The 17,400-nt window shown below is 45.8% G+C and carries 14 protein-coding genes; 10 read left to right on the top strand and 4 right to left on the bottom strand.

Annotated features, from left to right (window positions below):
- The first annotated feature begins 14 nt into the window (after positions 1-14).
- From infB to ACIH2S_RS17770, 7 genes are all read left to right on the top strand, one after another.
- Positions 15-2,753 carry a translation initiation factor IF-2 gene (gene infB / locus ACIH2S_RS17800; protein WP_036949054.1) on the top strand — a complete coding sequence of 913 codons (2,739 nt, stop codon included), beginning with the start codon at positions 15-17 and terminating at the stop codon, positions 2,751-2,753.
- A gap of 85 nt (positions 2,754-2,838) precedes the next feature.
- Positions 2,839-3,249: a 30S ribosome-binding factor RbfA gene (gene rbfA, locus ACIH2S_RS17795; RefSeq protein WP_036949056.1), complete on the top strand. Its 411-nt coding sequence runs from the start codon at positions 2,839-2,841 to the stop codon at positions 3,247-3,249.
- The gene (truB, locus tag ACIH2S_RS17790) at positions 3,249-4,202 is read left to right on the top strand and encodes a tRNA pseudouridine(55) synthase TruB (protein WP_108478823.1); all 954 of its coding nucleotides are present in this window, start codon (positions 3,249-3,251) and stop codon (positions 4,200-4,202) included. Before rbfA ends, truB begins: the two co-directional genes overlap by 1 nt.
- A gap of 114 nt (positions 4,203-4,316) precedes the next feature.
- Positions 4,317-4,586 (top strand): 30S ribosomal protein S15, encoded by a 270-nt coding sequence (gene rpsO / locus ACIH2S_RS17785; protein WP_006814502.1) that lies wholly within the window; start codon positions 4,317-4,319, stop codon positions 4,584-4,586.
- Between the two features lie 280 nt (positions 4,587-4,866).
- Entirely contained in the window at positions 4,867-6,987 is a 2,121-nt protein-coding gene (gene pnp, locus ACIH2S_RS17780; protein WP_036949061.1) for a polyribonucleotide nucleotidyltransferase, read from the top strand.
- Between the two features lie 81 nt (positions 6,988-7,068).
- Positions 7,069-7,986 (top strand): lipoprotein NlpI, encoded by a 918-nt coding sequence (gene nlpI / locus ACIH2S_RS17775; protein ID WP_154599704.1) that lies wholly within the window; start codon positions 7,069-7,071, stop codon positions 7,984-7,986.
- A 169-nt stretch (positions 7,987-8,155) separates the two neighbouring features.
- Positions 8,156-10,132, top strand: a complete 1,977-nt coding sequence (locus tag ACIH2S_RS17770) for a DEAD/DEAH family ATP-dependent RNA helicase (RefSeq protein ID WP_036949064.1) — start codon at positions 8,156-8,158, stop codon at positions 10,130-10,132.
- 71 nt (positions 10,133-10,203) lie between these two features.
- On the opposite strand, the gene ACIH2S_RS17765 is transcribed toward ACIH2S_RS17770, so the two are convergent.
- Genes ACIH2S_RS17765 through ACIH2S_RS17755 form a run of 3 tightly spaced genes read right to left on the bottom strand, consistent with a single transcriptional unit; the run spans position 10,204 to position 13,030 of the window.
- A complete protein-coding gene (locus ACIH2S_RS17765) occupies positions 10,204-10,575 on the bottom strand; it encodes a YjaA family stress response protein (protein ID WP_108478824.1) in 372 nt (123 codons plus the stop codon).
- 23 nt (positions 10,576-10,598) lie between these two features.
- Entirely contained in the window at positions 10,599-11,315 is a 717-nt protein-coding gene (gene btsR / locus ACIH2S_RS17760; protein ID WP_108478825.1) for a two-component system response regulator BtsR, read from the bottom strand.
- Between the two features lie 32 nt (positions 11,316-11,347).
- Positions 11,348-13,030, bottom strand: coding sequence for a sensor histidine kinase (locus ACIH2S_RS17755; RefSeq protein ID WP_036949266.1), 1,683 nt, complete (start codon positions 13,028-13,030; stop codon positions 11,348-11,350).
- 334 nt (positions 13,031-13,364) lie between these two features.
- Here ACIH2S_RS17755 and ACIH2S_RS17750 point away from each other — a divergent pair, with 334 nt between their 5' ends.
- From ACIH2S_RS17750 to ACIH2S_RS17740, 3 genes are read left to right on the top strand one after another with little or no spacing between them, the layout of a single operon-like run.
- A complete protein-coding gene (locus ACIH2S_RS17750; RefSeq protein WP_036949070.1) occupies positions 13,365-14,336 on the top strand; it encodes an HlyD family secretion protein in 972 nt (323 codons plus the stop codon).
- A gap of 11 nt (positions 14,337-14,347) precedes the next feature.
- Positions 14,348-15,493 (top strand): ABC transporter permease, encoded by a 1,146-nt coding sequence (locus ACIH2S_RS17745; protein ID WP_108478826.1) that lies wholly within the window; start codon positions 14,348-14,350, stop codon positions 15,491-15,493.
- Entirely contained in the window at positions 15,493-16,650 is a 1,158-nt protein-coding gene (locus ACIH2S_RS17740; RefSeq protein WP_036949268.1) for an ABC transporter permease, read from the top strand. Before ACIH2S_RS17745 ends, ACIH2S_RS17740 begins: the two co-directional genes overlap by 1 nt.
- An 80-nt stretch (positions 16,651-16,730) precedes the next feature.
- Here the strand turns inward: ACIH2S_RS17740 and ACIH2S_RS17735 are convergent, their stop codons facing one another.
- A complete protein-coding gene (locus tag ACIH2S_RS17735) occupies positions 16,731-17,210 on the bottom strand; it encodes a hypothetical protein (protein ID WP_234413556.1) in 480 nt (159 codons plus the stop codon).
- Positions 17,211-17,400: the final 190 nt, after the last annotated feature.

Below are 17,400 nucleotides of genomic sequence, written 5' to 3'. Positions count from 1 at the left end.
CAGGAAGGAACGGCATGACAGAAACTGTAAAATCACTGGCAACGGAAATTCAAACCACAGTTGAGCGCCTGGTACAGCAATTTGCTGAAGCAGGGATCACGAAAGGTACGAATGACTCTGTTAGCCAGACTGAGAAAGAAACTTTACTGAACCACTTAAACCGTGAACAAGGCGGAGCAGCGGGGCAGCCAAGTAAGTTAACATTACAGCGTAAAACTCGTAGTACGCTGAGTGTTCCAGTCACCGGTGGCAAAAGCAAATCGGTAAATGTTGAAGTCCGCAAAAAACGCACTTATGTGAACCGCGACGCTGAAGAAGCGCAAGCGGAAGAGCAGGCGCAGCGTGAAGCGGAAGAGCAAGCACAGCGCGAAGCTGAGGAACTGGCAAAACGTGAAGCAGAAGCGAAACGTGCAGCAGAAGATGCTGCAAAACGTGACGCGGAAGCTAACGCAAAACGTGAAGCCGAAGAGAAAGCAAAACGTGAAGCAGCTGATAAAGCTACGCGCGAAGTAGCGGAAAGAGAAAAAGTGAAACAAAGCGAAAATCAAAAACCAAGCAAAGCGGCAACCGAAAGTAACGCTGACAAACAGCGTCTTGAAGCCGAAGCTGCTGAACTGAAACGCAAAGCGGAAGAAGAAACTCAACGTAAAGTTGAAGCTGATGCGCGCCGTGTTGCTGAAGAAGCCCGTAAAATGGCTGAAGAAAAAGGCGAAGACTGGAACTCAGATAGCAAATCTGAAGATGACAGCGATTATCACACAACAACATCTACCCACGCACGTGCGGCGGAAGATGAAAGTGATGAGAAAGAAGAAGGTCGTCGTTCTCGTAACCGTTCTGCTAAAGCACCTCGTCAAAAGAAAGGCAACAAACTTTCTGAAAAAGCGGATCGCGAAGAAGAACGCGCCGCTGGTCGCTCAGGTCGCACTAAAGGTAAGCAACGTAAAGGCAGCTCTTTACAACAAAGCTTCACCAAACCAGTTGCAGCGGTAAACCGTGACGTTGTTATCGGCGAAACTATCACTGTTGGCGAATTAGCTAACAAGATGGCAGTTAAAGGCTCCCAAGTCATCAAAACGATGATGAAAATGGGTGCAATGGCAACCATCAACCAAGTGATTGACCAAGAAACTGCACAATTAGTTGCAGAAGAAATGGGTCACAAAGTTATTCTGCGTCGTGAGAATGAGTTAGAAGAATCGGTAATGAACGACCGTGACACTGGCTCAGCAGTTAAAGAAGCTCGCGCGCCAGTTGTTACCATCATGGGTCACGTTGACCACGGTAAAACCTCTTTACTGGACTACATTCGTTCAACGAAAGTAGCATCTGGCGAAGCAGGTGGTATTACTCAGCACATCGGTGCATACCACGTTCAAACTGACAAAGGTATGATCACCTTCTTAGACACCCCAGGTCACGCTGCGTTTACATCAATGCGTGCTCGTGGTGCTCAGGCGACGGATATCGTTGTTCTGGTTGTTGCTGCGGATGATGGTGTTATGCCACAAACAATCGAAGCTATCCAGCATGCGAAAGCAGCAGGTGTGCCAATCGTTGTTGCGGTCAACAAAATGGATAAACCAGAAGCTGACCCAGATCGCGTCAGAAATGAGCTCTCTCAGTACGGCGTTATTTCTGAAGAGTGGGGCGGTGACACTCAGTTTATCGGTGTGTCTGCGAAAGTAGGTACCGGTATCGATGAACTGTTAGATGCTATCTTGCTGCAAGCTGAAGTTTTAGAACTGAAAGCGGTATATGCAGGCATGGCAAGCGGTGTGGTTGTTGAATCTTACCTAGACAAAGGTCGTGGCCCAGTGGCAACTATCTTAGTTCAAGAAGGTACATTGAACAAAGGCGACATCGTACTGTGTGGATTTGAATATGGCCGTATTCGTGCAATGCGCAACGAATTAGGTAAAGAAGTTCTGTCTGCCGGCCCTTCAATGCCAGTTGAGATCCTGGGTCTGTCCAGCGTTCCTTCAGCGGGTGATGAAGCGACAGTTGTTCGTGATGAGAAAAAAGCACGTGAAGTTGCCCTGTATCGTCAAGGTAAATTCCGTGATGTGAAATTAGCTCGTCAGCAGAAATCTAAACTGGAAAACATGTTTGCTAACATGGAAGAAGGTAAAGTTTCTGAACTGAATATCGTACTGAAAACTGACGTTCAAGGTACCTGTGAAGCTATCACTGACTCTCTGATGAAACTGTCAACTGATGAAGTTAAAATCAAAATCATCGGTTCTGGCGTGGGTGGTATTACTGAAACTGATGCAACTCTGGCTGCAGCTTCTAATGCGATCATTCTTGGCTTTAACGTCCGTGCCGATGCATCTGCTCGTCGCGTCGTTGAAAGCGAAAGCGTTGATTTACGTTACTACTCCGTCATCTATAGCCTGATTGATGAAATCAAACAAGCGATGAGCGGTATGTTGGCACCTGAATACAAACAGCAAATCATGGGTCTTGCAGAAGTCCGTGATGTGTTCAAATCACCGAAATTCGGTGCAGTTGCTGGTTGTATGGTTACTGAAGGTACCATCAAGCGTAATAACCCAATCCGTGTTCTGCGTGATAACGTGGTTATCTACGAAGGTGAGCTGGAATCACTGCGTCGCTTTAAAGATGACGTTAGCGAAGTTCGTAACGGTATGGAATGTGGTATCGGTGTTAAGAACTACAACGATGTCCGTGTCGGCGATATGATCGAAGTCTTTGAAGTTATCGAAGTTAAACGTTCAATCGACGGTTAATTTTGTGAGTACCCACGAAGTATCGTGGTGACAAAATAGTATTAATGAGGGGGCTATTGCCCCCTTTATTGTCAGGAGATTAACGATGGCAAAAGAATTCAGTCGTTCTCAGCGCGTAGCTCAAGAAATGCAAAAAGAAATTGCAATTATCTTGCAGCGCGAAATCAAAGATCCCCGTATTGGCATGGCAACCGTTTCTGGCGTAGAGCTGTCACGGGATCTGGCATACGGTAAAGTCTTCGTCACTTTCTTCAACTTTGCGAATGAAAAAAGTGAAGAAGAGATGGTTGCAGACGGCATTAAAGCATTAAATGAAGCGTCAGGTTTCATTCGTTCATTACTGGGAAAAGCAATGCGTTTACGTATTATTCCTGAGTTAACGTTTGAATATGACAATTCATTAGTTGATGGCATGCGTATGTCTAACTTAGTATCGAACGTGATTCGTAATGACGAAGAGCGTCGTGCAGGTACAGATAGTAAAGAGGAAAAATAATGGGGCGTCGTCGTAGCGGGCGCAATATTGACGGCGTTGTGCTGTTAGATAAGCCCACCGATATTTCCTCAAACGATGCGCTGCAAAAAGTGCGGCGCTTTTTCAACGCAAATAAAGCTGGGCATACGGGGGCACTTGACCCACTAGCGACAGGCATGTTGCCAGTCTGCCTTGGTGAAGCGACGAAATTCTCACAGTTTTTACTCGATTCAGATAAGCGCTATCGGGTGATTGCACGCCTTGGACAACGAACGGATACTTCTGATTCTCACGGCGAAATCATCAGTGAACGCGATATCACTTTTACGGCACAGCAACTTGAAGAAGCCCTCGAACATTTTCGTGGAGATACACTGCAAGTTCCTTCCATGTATTCAGCGCTGAAACACCAAGGGCGCCCATTATATGAATACGCACGTAAAGGTATTACGGTAGAGCGTGAAGCCCGCCCAATTACAGTGTATGAACTTCAGTTTATTCGTTGTGATAACAATGAATTAGAACTGGAAATTCACTGTTCTAAAGGCACCTATATTCGAACTATCATTGATGATTTAGGTGAAATGTTGGGATGTGGTGCGCATGTGACTTATCTGCGTCGTGTGCAAGTCGCAAATTATCCTTATGACCGCATGGTCACGTTGGAACAATTAGCTGCTTTGCGGGCAAAAGTGGATGCGGGAGAAGGCTCATTTGAATCCTTACTCGATTCGCTATTATTGCCAATGGATACCGCAGTGGTTCATTTTCCTGCAGTGAATATTACTGAGGAAACAGCCGCGTATTTCAAACAGGGTCAACCTGTACGCGGTGATGTAAAAGACCTAGTGGAAGGCGACATGATCCGTGTCACTTGTGGTTCAGAGCAGCGGTTTATCGGTATCGCTCTGATTAGTGAAGATGGACGTATTGCACCAAAGCGCTTGGTCGTTGAAAATGAACCGTCCGCATAATGGCGCTTATTGCTTTGCTGCTCTAAGCAGCGTAGAATGACGGCGCTAAATCTTGAGATGCTAAATTAGAGATTGGCTCTCATCACTTAAATTTATATTATTTTGGAGTTTATTATGTCTCTAAGTACTGAAGCGAAAGCGAAGATCGTTGCTGAATTCGGCCGCGGTGAAAATGACACGGGTTCAAGCGAAGTTCAAATCGCTCTGCTGACAGCTCAAATCAATCACCTGCAAGGTCACTTCTCTGAGCACAAAAAAGATCACCACAGCCGTCGTGGTCTGCTGCGTATGGTTGCTCAGCGTCGTCGTTTACAAGCTTACCTGAAAGGTAAAGATATCGCACGTTACACAGCGCTGATCGAGCGTCTGGGTCTGCGTCGTTAATCTTGTCAGTTTCAGAGGAAAGGGGCCAAATGGCCCCTTTTCTTCTAAAAGTTAATTGAAAGTTGAAGTAATACTCGAATTATACTTAACTAAAATGTTAAGCTATTATCGATAATTGACTGTTTTAATTAAAACCACTTAAAACTACATCCGTATTCGCGCGGCTAATGAGAGAATTGATGATTGGAATATCAATCCTCTCATTAGTCGCGAGGCTGTAGTCAGAAAATAAACCATGCTACCTGAGAATCTCTCGTAGCCTTACAAAAAGGGTAATATTTTGTTAAATCCTATTGTTCGTAAGTTCCAGTATGGCCAGCATACCGTAACATTAGAAACAGGCATGATCGCACGCCAAGCAACGGCGGCGGTGATGGTAAACATGGATGACACTGCAGTATTCGTGACTGCTGTGGCACAGAAAAAAGTTAAAGAAGGGCAAGATTTCTTCCCTTTAACAGTAAACTACCAAGAGCGTACTTACGCTGCAGGTCGTATTCCAGGTAGCTTCTTCCGTCGTGAAGGCCGTCCTGGTGAAGGCGAAACCTTAGTTGCACGTCTGATTGACCGTCCATTACGTCCTCTGTTCCCAGAAGGCTTCCTGAACGAAATCCAAATCATTGCTACCGTTGTTTCTGTTAACCCACAAGTTAACCCAGATATCGTTGCGATGATCGGTGCATCTGCTGCACTGGCACTGTCTGGTGTTCCATTCAATGGTCCTATTGGTGCTGCACGTGTTGGTTTTATCAATGACCAATATGTTCTGAACCCAACTGCTGATGAATTAAAATCAAGCCGTCTGGATTTAGTGGTTGCAGGTACTGACAGCGCAGTATTAATGGTTGAGTCAGAAGCTGAACTGTTAAGCGAAGAGCAAATGCTGGGTGCAGTTGTGTTCGGTCACGATCAACAACAAGTTGTTATCCAGAACATCAATGAATTAGTCAAAGAAGCGGGTAAAGAGAAATGGGATTGGCAACCAGAGCCAGTTAACCAAGCTCTGAACGATCGCGTTGCTGCACTGGCTGAAAGCCGTATGGGCGATGCTTACCGTATCACTGAGAAACAAGAGCGTTATGCTCAAGTTGACCTGATCAAAGACGAAGTGATTGCAACTCTGGTTGCTGAAGATGAGAACGTCGATGTTTCTGAAGTGTCAGACATTCTTGCTCACTTAGAGAAACAAGTTGTTCGTAGCCGCGTTATCCGTGGTGAGCCACGTATCGATGGCCGTGAGAAAGACATGGTTCGTGCGTTGGACGTTCGTACTGGTGTTCTGCCACGTACTCACGGTTCTGCACTGTTCACCCGTGGTGAAACTCAGGCGCTGGTTACTGCAACATTAGGTACTGAGCGTGATGCACAGGTTATCGACCAATTAATGGGCGAATACACTGACCGCTTCTTATTCCACTACAACTTCCCTCCATACTCTGTTGGTGAGACTGGTATGGTTGGTTCACCTAAACGTCGTGAAATTGGTCACGGTCGCTTAGCGAAACGTGGTGTGCTGGCAGTAATGCCTTCACAAGCAGAATTCCCGTACACAGTACGTGTTGTTTCTGAAATCACGGAATCTAACGGTTCTTCTTCAATGGCATCTGTATGTGGTGCGTCTCTGGCTCTGATGGATGCTGGTGTACCAATTAAAGCTGCTGTTGCGGGTATCGCGATGGGTCTGGTGAAAGAAGGTGACGATTTCGTTGTTCTGTCTGACATCTTAGGTGATGAAGACCACTTAGGTGATATGGACTTTAAAGTAGCGGGTAGCCGTGACGGTATCAGCGCACTGCAAATGGATATCAAAATCGAAGGTATCACTCGCGAAATCATGCAAGTGGCTCTGAACCAAGCTAAAGGTGCGCGTCTGCATATCCTTGGCACAATGGAACAAGCTATCAATGGCCCACGTGAAGAGATCTCTGAGTTCGCTCCACGCATTTACACCATCCGTATCAACCCAGACAAGATCAAAGATGTCATCGGTAAAGGTGGTTCTGTTATCCGTGCATTAACGGAAGAAACAGGCACAACTATCGAGATCGAAGATGACGGTACTGTGAAAATCGCAGCAACTGATGGCCTGAAAGCGAAAGAAGCAATTCGTCGCATCGAAGACATCACTGCAGAAGTTGAAGTGGGTCGTATCTACCAAGGTAAAGTGACTCGTATCGTTGACTTCGGTGCATTCGTTGCTATCGGTGGCGGTAAGGAAGGTCTGGTTCACATTTCACAAATCGCTGACAAGCGTGTAGAGAAAGTGACTGACTACCTGCAAATGGGTCAAGAAGTTCCTGTTAAGGTGTTAGAAATCGACCGTCAAGGCCGTATTCGCCTGAGCATGAAAGAAGCTGTTGCTGGCGAAGAAGCTCCAGCACAGCAGGAATCAGCAGAATAAGCTGACCGAAAGTGTAGCGCCTGATAAACTTAGGCGCTATCAGCCTAAATTTGCTGACTAGTGGTAATGTAAGGGCGTAGTATGCAGAACTGTATTAACTTTCGTTTTATCGATAGCCGCACCTTAGTCCGTGTGCTATCCGCGTTCATCTTTTTTATTATTATTGGATGTAGTAATAAAGATTGGCGTAAAAACGAGGTTTTTGCAGTTCCATTGCAGCCTTCATTACAACAAGAAGTGATTTTGGCTCGTATGGAACAAATCCTTGCGAGCCGATCTTTAACCGATGATGAGTACGCGCAGCTTTTATATGAGCGCGGAGTACTGTATGATAGTCTCGGTTTAAGGGCGCTGGCACGTAATGATTTTTCAACTGCGTTGTCAATCCGTCCGGATATTCCTGAAATCTTTAACTTTTTAGGAATATATTTTACGCAGGCTGGCAACTATGATGCCGCCTATGAAGCGTTTGATTCTGTTTTAGAGCTTGATCCAACTTACAATTTCGCGCGAATGAATCGTGGCATCGCATTATATTACGGTGGACGATACAAATTAGCGCAGGATGATCTGCTGGCGTATTATCAGATAGATCCAAATGATCCTTTTCGTACTCTGTGGCTTTATCTCGTAGAAAAAGACATAGACCCGCGTATGGCACAAGACAATCTTGCTGCCCGCTACAACCAAGCGGAGAAAGGGCAATGGGGCTGGAATATCGTAGAATTCTATCTTGGCAATATCAATGAAACGACATTGATGGAGCGTTTGAAAGAGACATCTACGGATAACACTTCGCTCGCTGAGCATCTCAGTGAAACTAACTTCTATTTAGGTAAGCATTACCTAAGTCTGGGGGATAAGGATAGCGCAACTGCGTTATTCAAACTGACGGTAGCTAACAACGCACACAGCTTTGTTGAGCACCGCTACGCATTGTTGGAATTGGCGCTGTTAGGCCAAGAACAAGACGACCTATTAGAATCGGGCCAGCAATAGCTGACGAACATTTCTCTATTCATTTTTAAGCCATCATCCCCCCGGGTGAGGGTTTATTTGTTCGTTTAATAACACAATTTGAGCCAGTTCACATTTTAAATGATAATGACCGAAATGATTTTCGCTCCGTTATGTAAACTGGCCGCCACTAAGTATGAGGCACCTTTACATGACGACTGAGACCGATATGTCTTTTGCTGATCTAGGTTTATCAGCATCTATTTTGAACGCACTAAGCGACCTGGGATACGAAAAACCATCTCCAATCCAGCAACAATGTATTCCATTGTTATTGGATGGTAATGATGTATTAGGTATGGCACAAACCGGTAGTGGTAAAACCGCTGCATTTGGTTTGCCATTACTGCATAACATCGATCCAGATTTAAAAGCTCCACAAATTTTAGTACTGGCACCGACACGTGAGTTAGCGGTGCAAGTTGCTGAAGCACTGAGCGATTTCTCTAAACACATGAACCGCGTCAACGTGGTTGCCTTATATGGCGGTCAACGTTATGACGTTCAACTTCGTGCATTACGCCAAGGACCACAAGTGGTTGTTGGTACTCCAGGTCGTTTGTTAGACCACCTGAAGCGCGGTACTTTAGATCTTTCTAAACTGAAAGGCTTAGTATTAGACGAAGCTGATGAAATGCTGCGTATGGGCTTCATCGATGATGTTGAAAACATCATGAGCCAGATTCCAGCAGAACACCAAACTGCGCTGTTCTCGGCAACAATGCCAGAACCAATCCGTCGTATTACTCGTCGCTTTATGAAAGATCCTAAAGAGATCCGCATTCAGTCGAGCATTACTACACGTCCAGATATCGCTCAAAGCTACTGGACTGTTTACGGCATGCGTAAAAATGAAGCGCTGGTGCGTTTCTTAGAAGCTGAAGATTTCGATGCGGCGATTATTTTCGTTCGTACCAAAAACGCAACCTTAGAAGTTGCAGAAGCGCTGGAGCGTAATGGCTATAACAGTGCGGCACTGAATGGTGACATGAACCAAGCACTGCGTGAGCAAACATTAGAGCGCTTAAAAGATGGTCGTTTAGATATCCTGATCGCAACTGACGTTGCAGCACGTGGTCTGGATGTTGAGCGTATCAGCTTAGTTGTTAACTACGACATCCCAATGGATGCAGAATCTTACGTTCACCGTATCGGTCGTACCGGTCGTGCGGGTCGTGCGGGTCGCGCATTACTGTTCGTTGAGAACCGTGAGCGTCGTTTACTGCGCAACGTTGAACGTACAATGAAACTGACTATTCCTGAAGTGGAATTGCCAGATGCTGACGTATTAAGCCAACGTCGTCAGGCGAAATTTGCTGAACAAATCCAACAGCAATTAGAAAGCAGCGACTTAGATCAGTACCGTTCACTGTTAGCGAAAATGTCTCCATCTGAAGATGTAGATATGGAAACCTTAGCAGCGGCATTACTGAAAATGGCTCAAGGCGAACGCGCTCTGATCCTGCCACCAGATGCACCGCGTCGTCCGCGTCGTGAATTCAACGACCGTGATGATCGTCGTGGCGACCGTCGTGACCGTAACGACCGCAACAGTAACGGCAACGGTTTTGACCGTGCAGAGCGCGGCGATCGTGGTGCTCGTCGTGAGCGTCGTGATGTTGGCGATATGGAAATGTACCGTATCGAAGTGGGTCGTGATGATGGTGTTGAAGTTCGTCATATCGTTGGTGCGATTGCGAACGAAGCAGACATCAGCAGCCGCTACATTGGTAACATCAAACTGTTTGGCACTCACTCAACTATCGAGTTACCAAAAGGTATGCCAAGCGAAGTGTTAACTCACTTAAGCCGTGCGCGTGTTCTGAACAAACCAATGCAAATGCAACTGATCGGTGATGCTCAACCATTTGAGCGTCGTGGCGGTGGCGAACGTCGTGGTGGTCCACGTCGTGAAGGCGGCAGCGAAGGTGGTTTCGGTGCAGGTCGTCGTAATGACCGTGGTGGCGATCGTGATGGTCGTCGTAGCGGTGGTGATCGCGAAGGCTTCAGCGGCAACCGTCGTGGTGGAAACCGTGATGGTGGCAACCGTGACCGTGGTAATTCTGCACCTCGCCAAGATGGCACTAATGCAGCGCCACGTCGTCGTAGCAGCAGCCACAACGCATAATAGCGCTATCCAGCCACGTTAATGTGGCTGAGATAAATACAAAAAACCCGCATTTTAAAATGCGGGTTTTTTTATGCAGTTAATAAGGCTTTCGCTTCTCGCTGAGGCATAGGTAGCGGTGCTCGGCTTACTACCACTTTTTTCACACGCTGATTAAATGCCCCGTAAACAATTTCGGTAAATAGGCGCTCTTCCACCATATTCACGCCCCCTTCAATAATTTCGAGGGCTTGAACCAAAATACGATGTTTCGACGCAAAAGGGCGACGGACTTTCAGACCCATATCGCAGACCAACTGATACAGTACAAACTCGGCTTTAAAAAAATCCCCGATAACCATTCTTTGGGCTGAAAACTCACCCGTTGCACTGTGTTCTTCATGGCTATCGAGATTTTTTAATGTCATCGAATTGGTGCGAATTTGCAGGTAAAAATCAGCCATAACCTTTTCTCCTGAGTCACTCGTTAAATTAGCCCAAGCGCCTCTTTTAAGGGTTTTAAATAGCGGCGGCTAACGGGAATATGCTCACCTGAGCATAGCACCAATTCGGCTTGTCCATTATCCCCAAATAGAATCTCGCTGAGCTGGGTCATATTTACTAAATATTGACGATGGCAACGGACTAACGACGTACGCATTTCTAATATGCGCAAGGTTAATTCGGTAAAGCCTTCTTGTCCTTGGGTACTCATTACATACACGCCGCTCATGCGAGAAGTAACATATTGCACATCGTCTAATTTCATTAGATAAATTCGGCTGTGTCCGGTACAAGGAATAAACTTGAGCGGTTCATTGTTATCGAGAAGCTCGAGATTCTGTTTCTGTTTATTTTGGCGTAAACGGGCTAAAGTTTTTGCCAATCTTTCAGGTTCAAGGGGTTTAAGTAGATAGTCGAAAGCATGCTCTTCGAAAGCTTGGATCGCAAATTCATTAAATGCTGTCAGAAAAACAATGTGTGGGCGCTCTTCAGGATCGAGCATACGCACCATTTCTAATCCCGTCACCCGGGGCATTTGAATATCTAAAAACACCACATCAGGCTTTTTTTTGTGGATCAAACCGATGGCTTCAATGGCATTGGCGCACTCGCCAATAATCTCGATATCGTCATGTTCCTCAAGTAAGCAGCGCACGTTTTCACGGGCTAGGGGTTCGTCATCAACGATCAGTACATTCATAGCGTTATTATCATTTATTATGTGCAATGTGATTAAGTGGACATGTAGGGCAAGCGGATTTTCACGCGGGTGAATTTTTCAGGTTCATACTCCACGCCTATTCCATATTTTTCACCGTATTTCAGGCGCAAGCGTTTATCGACTAAGCCCATCCCTAAGCCGTCAGATTGCCCACTTGGCTGGTATAAACCGGCATTATCTTCGATTTCAATATAGACATGTTCACAGCGAATATAGCTACGTATTGTAATGTATCCGGTATTTAATAACTGTGAAGTGCCGTGTTTTATTGCATTTTCGACAATAGGTTGCAGCGTAAACGCGGGTAATTCCACCTGTTTAACTTCATCGGGGATATCTAAATGGATCTGTAAATTATCTTGGAATCGCGCCTTTTCAATTTGCAGGTATGAATTGATATGCTCGATTTCTTCCCCTAATGTCGCATTCTGTTCTGGACGTTTTAAGTTATTACGAAAGAAGGTGGAGATATACTGCACGAGCTGTCCCGCTTGCTGGCTATCTTTGCGGATCACTGCCTGTAATGTGTTGAGCACATTAAAGAGAAAATGCGGGTTCACTTGTGCGTGAAGCAGTTTGACTTCCGATTGCAGTAAAGATTGCTTATTGCGCTCATATTGCCCCGCTAAAATTTGGGCAGAGAACAGGCTGGCAATTCCTTCCCCTAAGGTACGGTTGATGGAGCTAAAGAGGCTATTCTTGGCTTGGTATAACTTAATAGTACCAATCACCCGTTGGTTTTCCCCTCTAAGCGGGATGACGAGGGTGGAACCAAGCTTGCACGAGGGACTTAACGAGCATTTATATGGAGTTTCGTTACCATCGGCATAAACCACTTCATTATTATCAATGGCCTGCCTGGATTGAATGGATGAGATAGGTGTCCCTGGAATGTGGTGATCGGAGCCTAGCCCGATAAACGCGAGAATTTTTTCTCTATCCGTAATGGCGACGGCACCAATATCTAATTCTTGGTAAATAATTTTTGCCACTTTCATGCTGTTATCCGCATTGAAACCTTTACGCAAAATACCCTCAGTGCATAGGGCGATTTTCAAGGCTTGCGCGGAGAATGCCGTGGTGTATTTCTCGACGATGGCGCGCCTATCCAGCAAGATACGGATAAACATGGCAGCCCCGATGGTATTGGCAATGATCATCGGTGCGGCAATATTTTTCACTAATTCATAAGCTTCATCGAATGGGCGGGCGATGAGCAAAATAATCAGCATTTGGATGATTTCAGCGAAAAAGGTAACGCAGCTAGCGGTAACAGGGTTAAAAATTTTATTAATTTCCCCTCGCTTCATATAGTAGCGATGGACCAGCCCCCCAATTAAGCCTTCGACAATGGTAGAGATCATACAAGCGAAAGCGCTCATTCCTCCCAAAGAGTACCGGTGGACCCCACCAGTAAACCCAACAGCAAAACCCACCGCAGGGCCGCCTAACAATCCGCCAAGTACAGCGCCAATAGCACGAGTATTAGCTATGGAATCATTGATATGTAAACCAAAATAAGTACCGATGATGCAAAATACTGAGAAAATAAGGTAGCACATCACTTTATGAGGTAAGCGAATGGTCACCTTAAGAAGAGGGGTGACCAGAGGAGTGCGGCTGAGTGCCCAAGCGATAACGAGGTAGACGCACATTTGTTGTAGTAGTAATAAAATCAAATCGAATTCGTACATGCTCGTCATATTTCACATTATGGGGGTGTTGGCTACGTTCAGCTACTTAAGTCACATACTTTTGTACATGCTCGTCATATTTCACATTATGGGGGCTGCGCTCAGTGGGCTTAGCCATATACTTTGGGGGATATTGTATCTTATTGGGCTGGTTAAGTAATCGTCATTTAATAATTAGTAAAACATCATTATTTGACATAAGCGTCAAAGCCCCTCAGACTAAAAAAGACCGCTAAAGCGTGATTTTGCGCACAAATTTCTTAACGTTAGTGTTAATTTATTGTCATAATGAAAAAGTAGTTTCCTCCGTTATTATTCAAGGCCCACATACATAATGAAAAAAAGAACCATCATACTGATCTTGCTTATGCTGATCTTAATTGCTGCTGCGGCGCTTTTTCATTCCCATAATCAATTTTTATTATTGCAAGGGGAAGTGGACGCACCGGAGGTCATCGTGACTTCAAAAGCCAAAGGCAGAGTCATTGAACGCCATGTAGAACGCGGGGATGATGTGAAGAAAGGGCAGTTATTGCTCACCTTAGAAAGCCCTGAGTTACAAGCCCAATACGCGGCATTAAAAGCGGCTAAGGACCAAGCTCAAGCTCAACTCGACCAATCCTTGAATGGAACTCGTGAAGAGACGCTGCGTGACCTACAAGCTGCGGTTGCTCAAGCAAATTCGCAATACCAAAATGCCTCCCGTGAATTTACCCGTTTAAATAATCTTTCAGGTAAAGGGTATGTTTCAGCAAATGAGCTAGATACCGCCCGTAAAGCGAAAGATGTTGCGTTCCAACAAGTCCAAAGTGCTAAGGCGCGTTTGGAAGAAGGGAAAAACGGCGATCGTATCGAGCAGCGTCAACAATATAAAGCGGCAGTGGACCAAGCAGAGCAAAAACTGGCTGAGCTCCAAGTTCAACTGGATGACTTGCAAGTGAAAGCCCCTGTGGATGGTGAAGTTGGTCCAATTCCTGCGGAAATTGGTGAACTGTTCAATGCAGGTAGCCCACTAATCTCATTGATCAGCCTCCCTCAAGCCTATTTTGTTTATAACCTACGTGAAGACATTTTAGTGGGTGTGAAAAAAGGGGACAAAATTGAGCTGACGGTTCCTGCCTTAGGGGATAAAACCGTGGAAGCCGAAGTTCGCTATATTGCACCGAAAGGGGATTACGCGACTAAACGAGCCACCCGTGCGACAGGGGATTTCGACCTGAAAACCTTTGAAGTTCGCTTGTATCCACAACAACCGATTGAAGGATTGCGACCGGGGATGAGCGTCTTGTGGCACTGGGATAAATAACAGGTGACGCCATGAAACTCAAATTCGCTTGGCATGGTTTTGAACATGCCTTTAGCCGCGAAACCCAAATGGCGATCCGCAGCCCAGTCTTTCACTGGCTGAGTTGGCTATTCCCTTTGATGCTGTTTACGTTAATCAGCGCTAACTTCTCTGAGGGAACGCTGATGGATGTGCCAGTTTCGGTGGTCGATAGCAATAACAGCCCGGTTTCAAGGCAAATTATCCGCGACCTTGATGCGGGCCCTCATGCGGAAGTGAAAGCGATTGATGGCAACTTAGTGACATCCATCAAGCAGCTGGGGAGTGCCAAAGATTATGCCTTGCTTTATATCCCCCAAAATTTTGAGGAGGATATATTGCGAGGACGCCAGCCTGAATTGCGCATGTACTACAATGCACTATTTTACGCATCTGGCAGTTATGCTATTCAAGATTTTAGCGGCTTAGTTGCGGAACTTAACGCCAAATACCGCCAAGAAATGGCAAAATCGATGGGGCAATCGCTACCGGCATTGGCGCAAGTCACGCTCTCTTACGATAGCCTCTTTAACCCAAGTGGCAGCTATATTTATTACCAACAATTTGCGGCGACCATCCACATGCTGCAACTGTTTGTGGTCACAGCCACTATTTACACCATGTCTCGCGGCACCATTCTTCAAAGTGTGAAGCCATTTTCAATGGCACTGCTAGGTAAAATGGCACCTTATACGTTATTTTTTACGACGTTACTGATTGTGGAACTGGCGGCATTGGTCACTATTTTCGACGCAAAAGTGGTGGGGAACCCTCTGTATATGATGCTGGTGGGCTTCTTCTATGTGATAGCGGCGCAGAGTATTGGGTTACTACTCTTTAGCTTCACGTCCAGCGCGATAATGGCTTACAGCTTAATCGGGATGCTGGTGAGTATTGCCTTGGCGTTTTCTGGCATGGCAGTGCCGGAACTCTCGATGATTCTACCCGCACGAATTATTTCGAACGCGGAGCCGCTCACTCACACCTTAAACGCCATGTTTGATATTTTCTTACGGGAAATTTCGTTTGAGCGTATTGTGCAAGTGTGTCTATTTTTGCTGATTTACCCGTTACTGACGGCATTTTTGATCCGTAAACGCTTAGTGAAACGGCTTGAAACCCAAGGAAGTATCGTATGATGACGGTCTATTTTGCGACGTTTAAAAAGGTACTGCTGGGCATGCTGGAGAAACCGATGTGGCTGTTGCTGCTCGTTTCTCTCTGTATTATGAGTTTGGTGTACGCGCGTCCTGTCCTGTGGGATTTGCCTGTGGCGGTTATCGATATGGATCACTCAGGCGCAAGTCGTGAACTGATCCGTGATTTAGACGCCACGCCCAAAGTCCAGCTACACAGTTACGATAATTTAGCTCAAGCGCGGCAGGATATGATTGCGAGGCAGCTGTTTGCCATCGTAATCATCCCTACGGATTTTGAAAAGCATTTGCTTAGTGGCAAAAATATCACGGTACCGGTTTATGGGGATGCCACAAACCGCTTAGCCAGCGGGCAAATCCAGCAAGAGCTATCGAAAGCGTATCAAACGCTATTGAGCGCCTATAACACCCAGTTACTGGAAAAGGCGGGTTTCAGTCCTGAACAAGCGAAAGTGATTATTGCCCCTGTTCGCAGTGAAACCGAGCCACTGTATAACCCCGGAATTAGCTTTGCGGCGATTATCTTCCCTGGCTTGCTGGTGATGTTATTGCAGCACTCCTTATTAATTGCGTGTGTGCGGGTCAGTATTGCCATTCGCTCTACACCAAAAGGTAAACCTCCATTAGCGGTTTATCTGGGGGCGTTGTCGGCGCTGGTACCTATCTGGTTATTTCTTTCGACCGTGTTTTTTGCCTTATGGCCATGGATTTTGGGTTATCGACAAGAAGCGCCGTTGTACCAAATTTGGATGCTGACCTTCCCATTCTTACTCGCCGTTATTGGGTTAGGGAAGTTGGTCACGGAATGCTTGCGTAGTGTGGAGATGATCTACCTGACATTGGCGTTTATCACCACGCCGGTATTCTATATGTCTGGGACTATTTGGCCATTACAAGCCATGCCGGATTGGGTACGAATGATAGCCTCGGCGTTGCCATCCACATGGGCGACTAACGCCATGGCGGGGATCAACCAAATGGGGCTGCCATTTAGAGATATCTTGATGGATATTGTGATGATGCTGGTGCTTGGGGTGATTTACTCGTTTATCGGTGTGTTTATTGGCATGTTACGAGATGGTGAGTTACGCCAGATTAGCCATGCAGTGCACCGCTGGCGCAAGCATTTTCATAAATAGCTATAAATAATCGTCAGAGAGGTTGGTTTCCAACCTCTTATTTTGAAAAGTTACGTCACAATTTTTTATTCCGGTACATTTTACTCTACAACGCTGAGACTTAAGTTGCACTCTTTGGGCGTTGAAACCGAAAATGTGCGTCCGTTAGCATTGGTTTTGCCCGAATAGGCTTCCCCATTACAGTCATTGATAATGATGTAATTGACTGATGAAAGTGGTAAATCATTTTCATCGGTTAATAGGAAACTCAAATTATAATCGTGGCCACCCACTTGGGAACTAATGTTGCCATTGCTTTTGGCGGCAAGCCCCGCAATCACAAACTCACCAGTTTTGCCATCTTGGGTCAATTTTCCAACCACGTTATCTTCAGTGCCTGCCACAATATGGGCATTTTCAGGCACGGAAAGAATTTTTTTCCCTTTAAATACCACGCGATAGTACCCAGAATCGGAGTAACCCACTTCTTGGTTTTTTTCGAGATCAGCTTTGGTGTACTCAAGGGATGTTGAGCATCCCGCTAAAAAAAGTGTCATGACGAGCAGGGTACGTTTTATCACGGGTATTTCCTTATTAGTCTGTGAGTTTGGTTGTTTATCTAATCTACCGTACGTCAACCGAATTCAAAGGAGATAACTCTGTATCTGTTTGGGGGATATTCTGGGTATAGACAGGTTATTGATGAAAAATTGCGCAGGTTTTTGTTGGTGATTGGCCATGGAATGAAAAGGCTCGCTAGAGAGCCTCTCA

This window comes from Providencia lanzhouensis (assembly GCF_050469745.1).
Lineage (GTDB): Bacteria > Pseudomonadota > Gammaproteobacteria > Enterobacterales > Enterobacteriaceae > Providencia > Providencia lanzhouensis.
The sequence above is the reverse complement of the archived record's forward strand: the minus strand, read 5'-3'. Positions and strand labels throughout refer to the sequence as shown.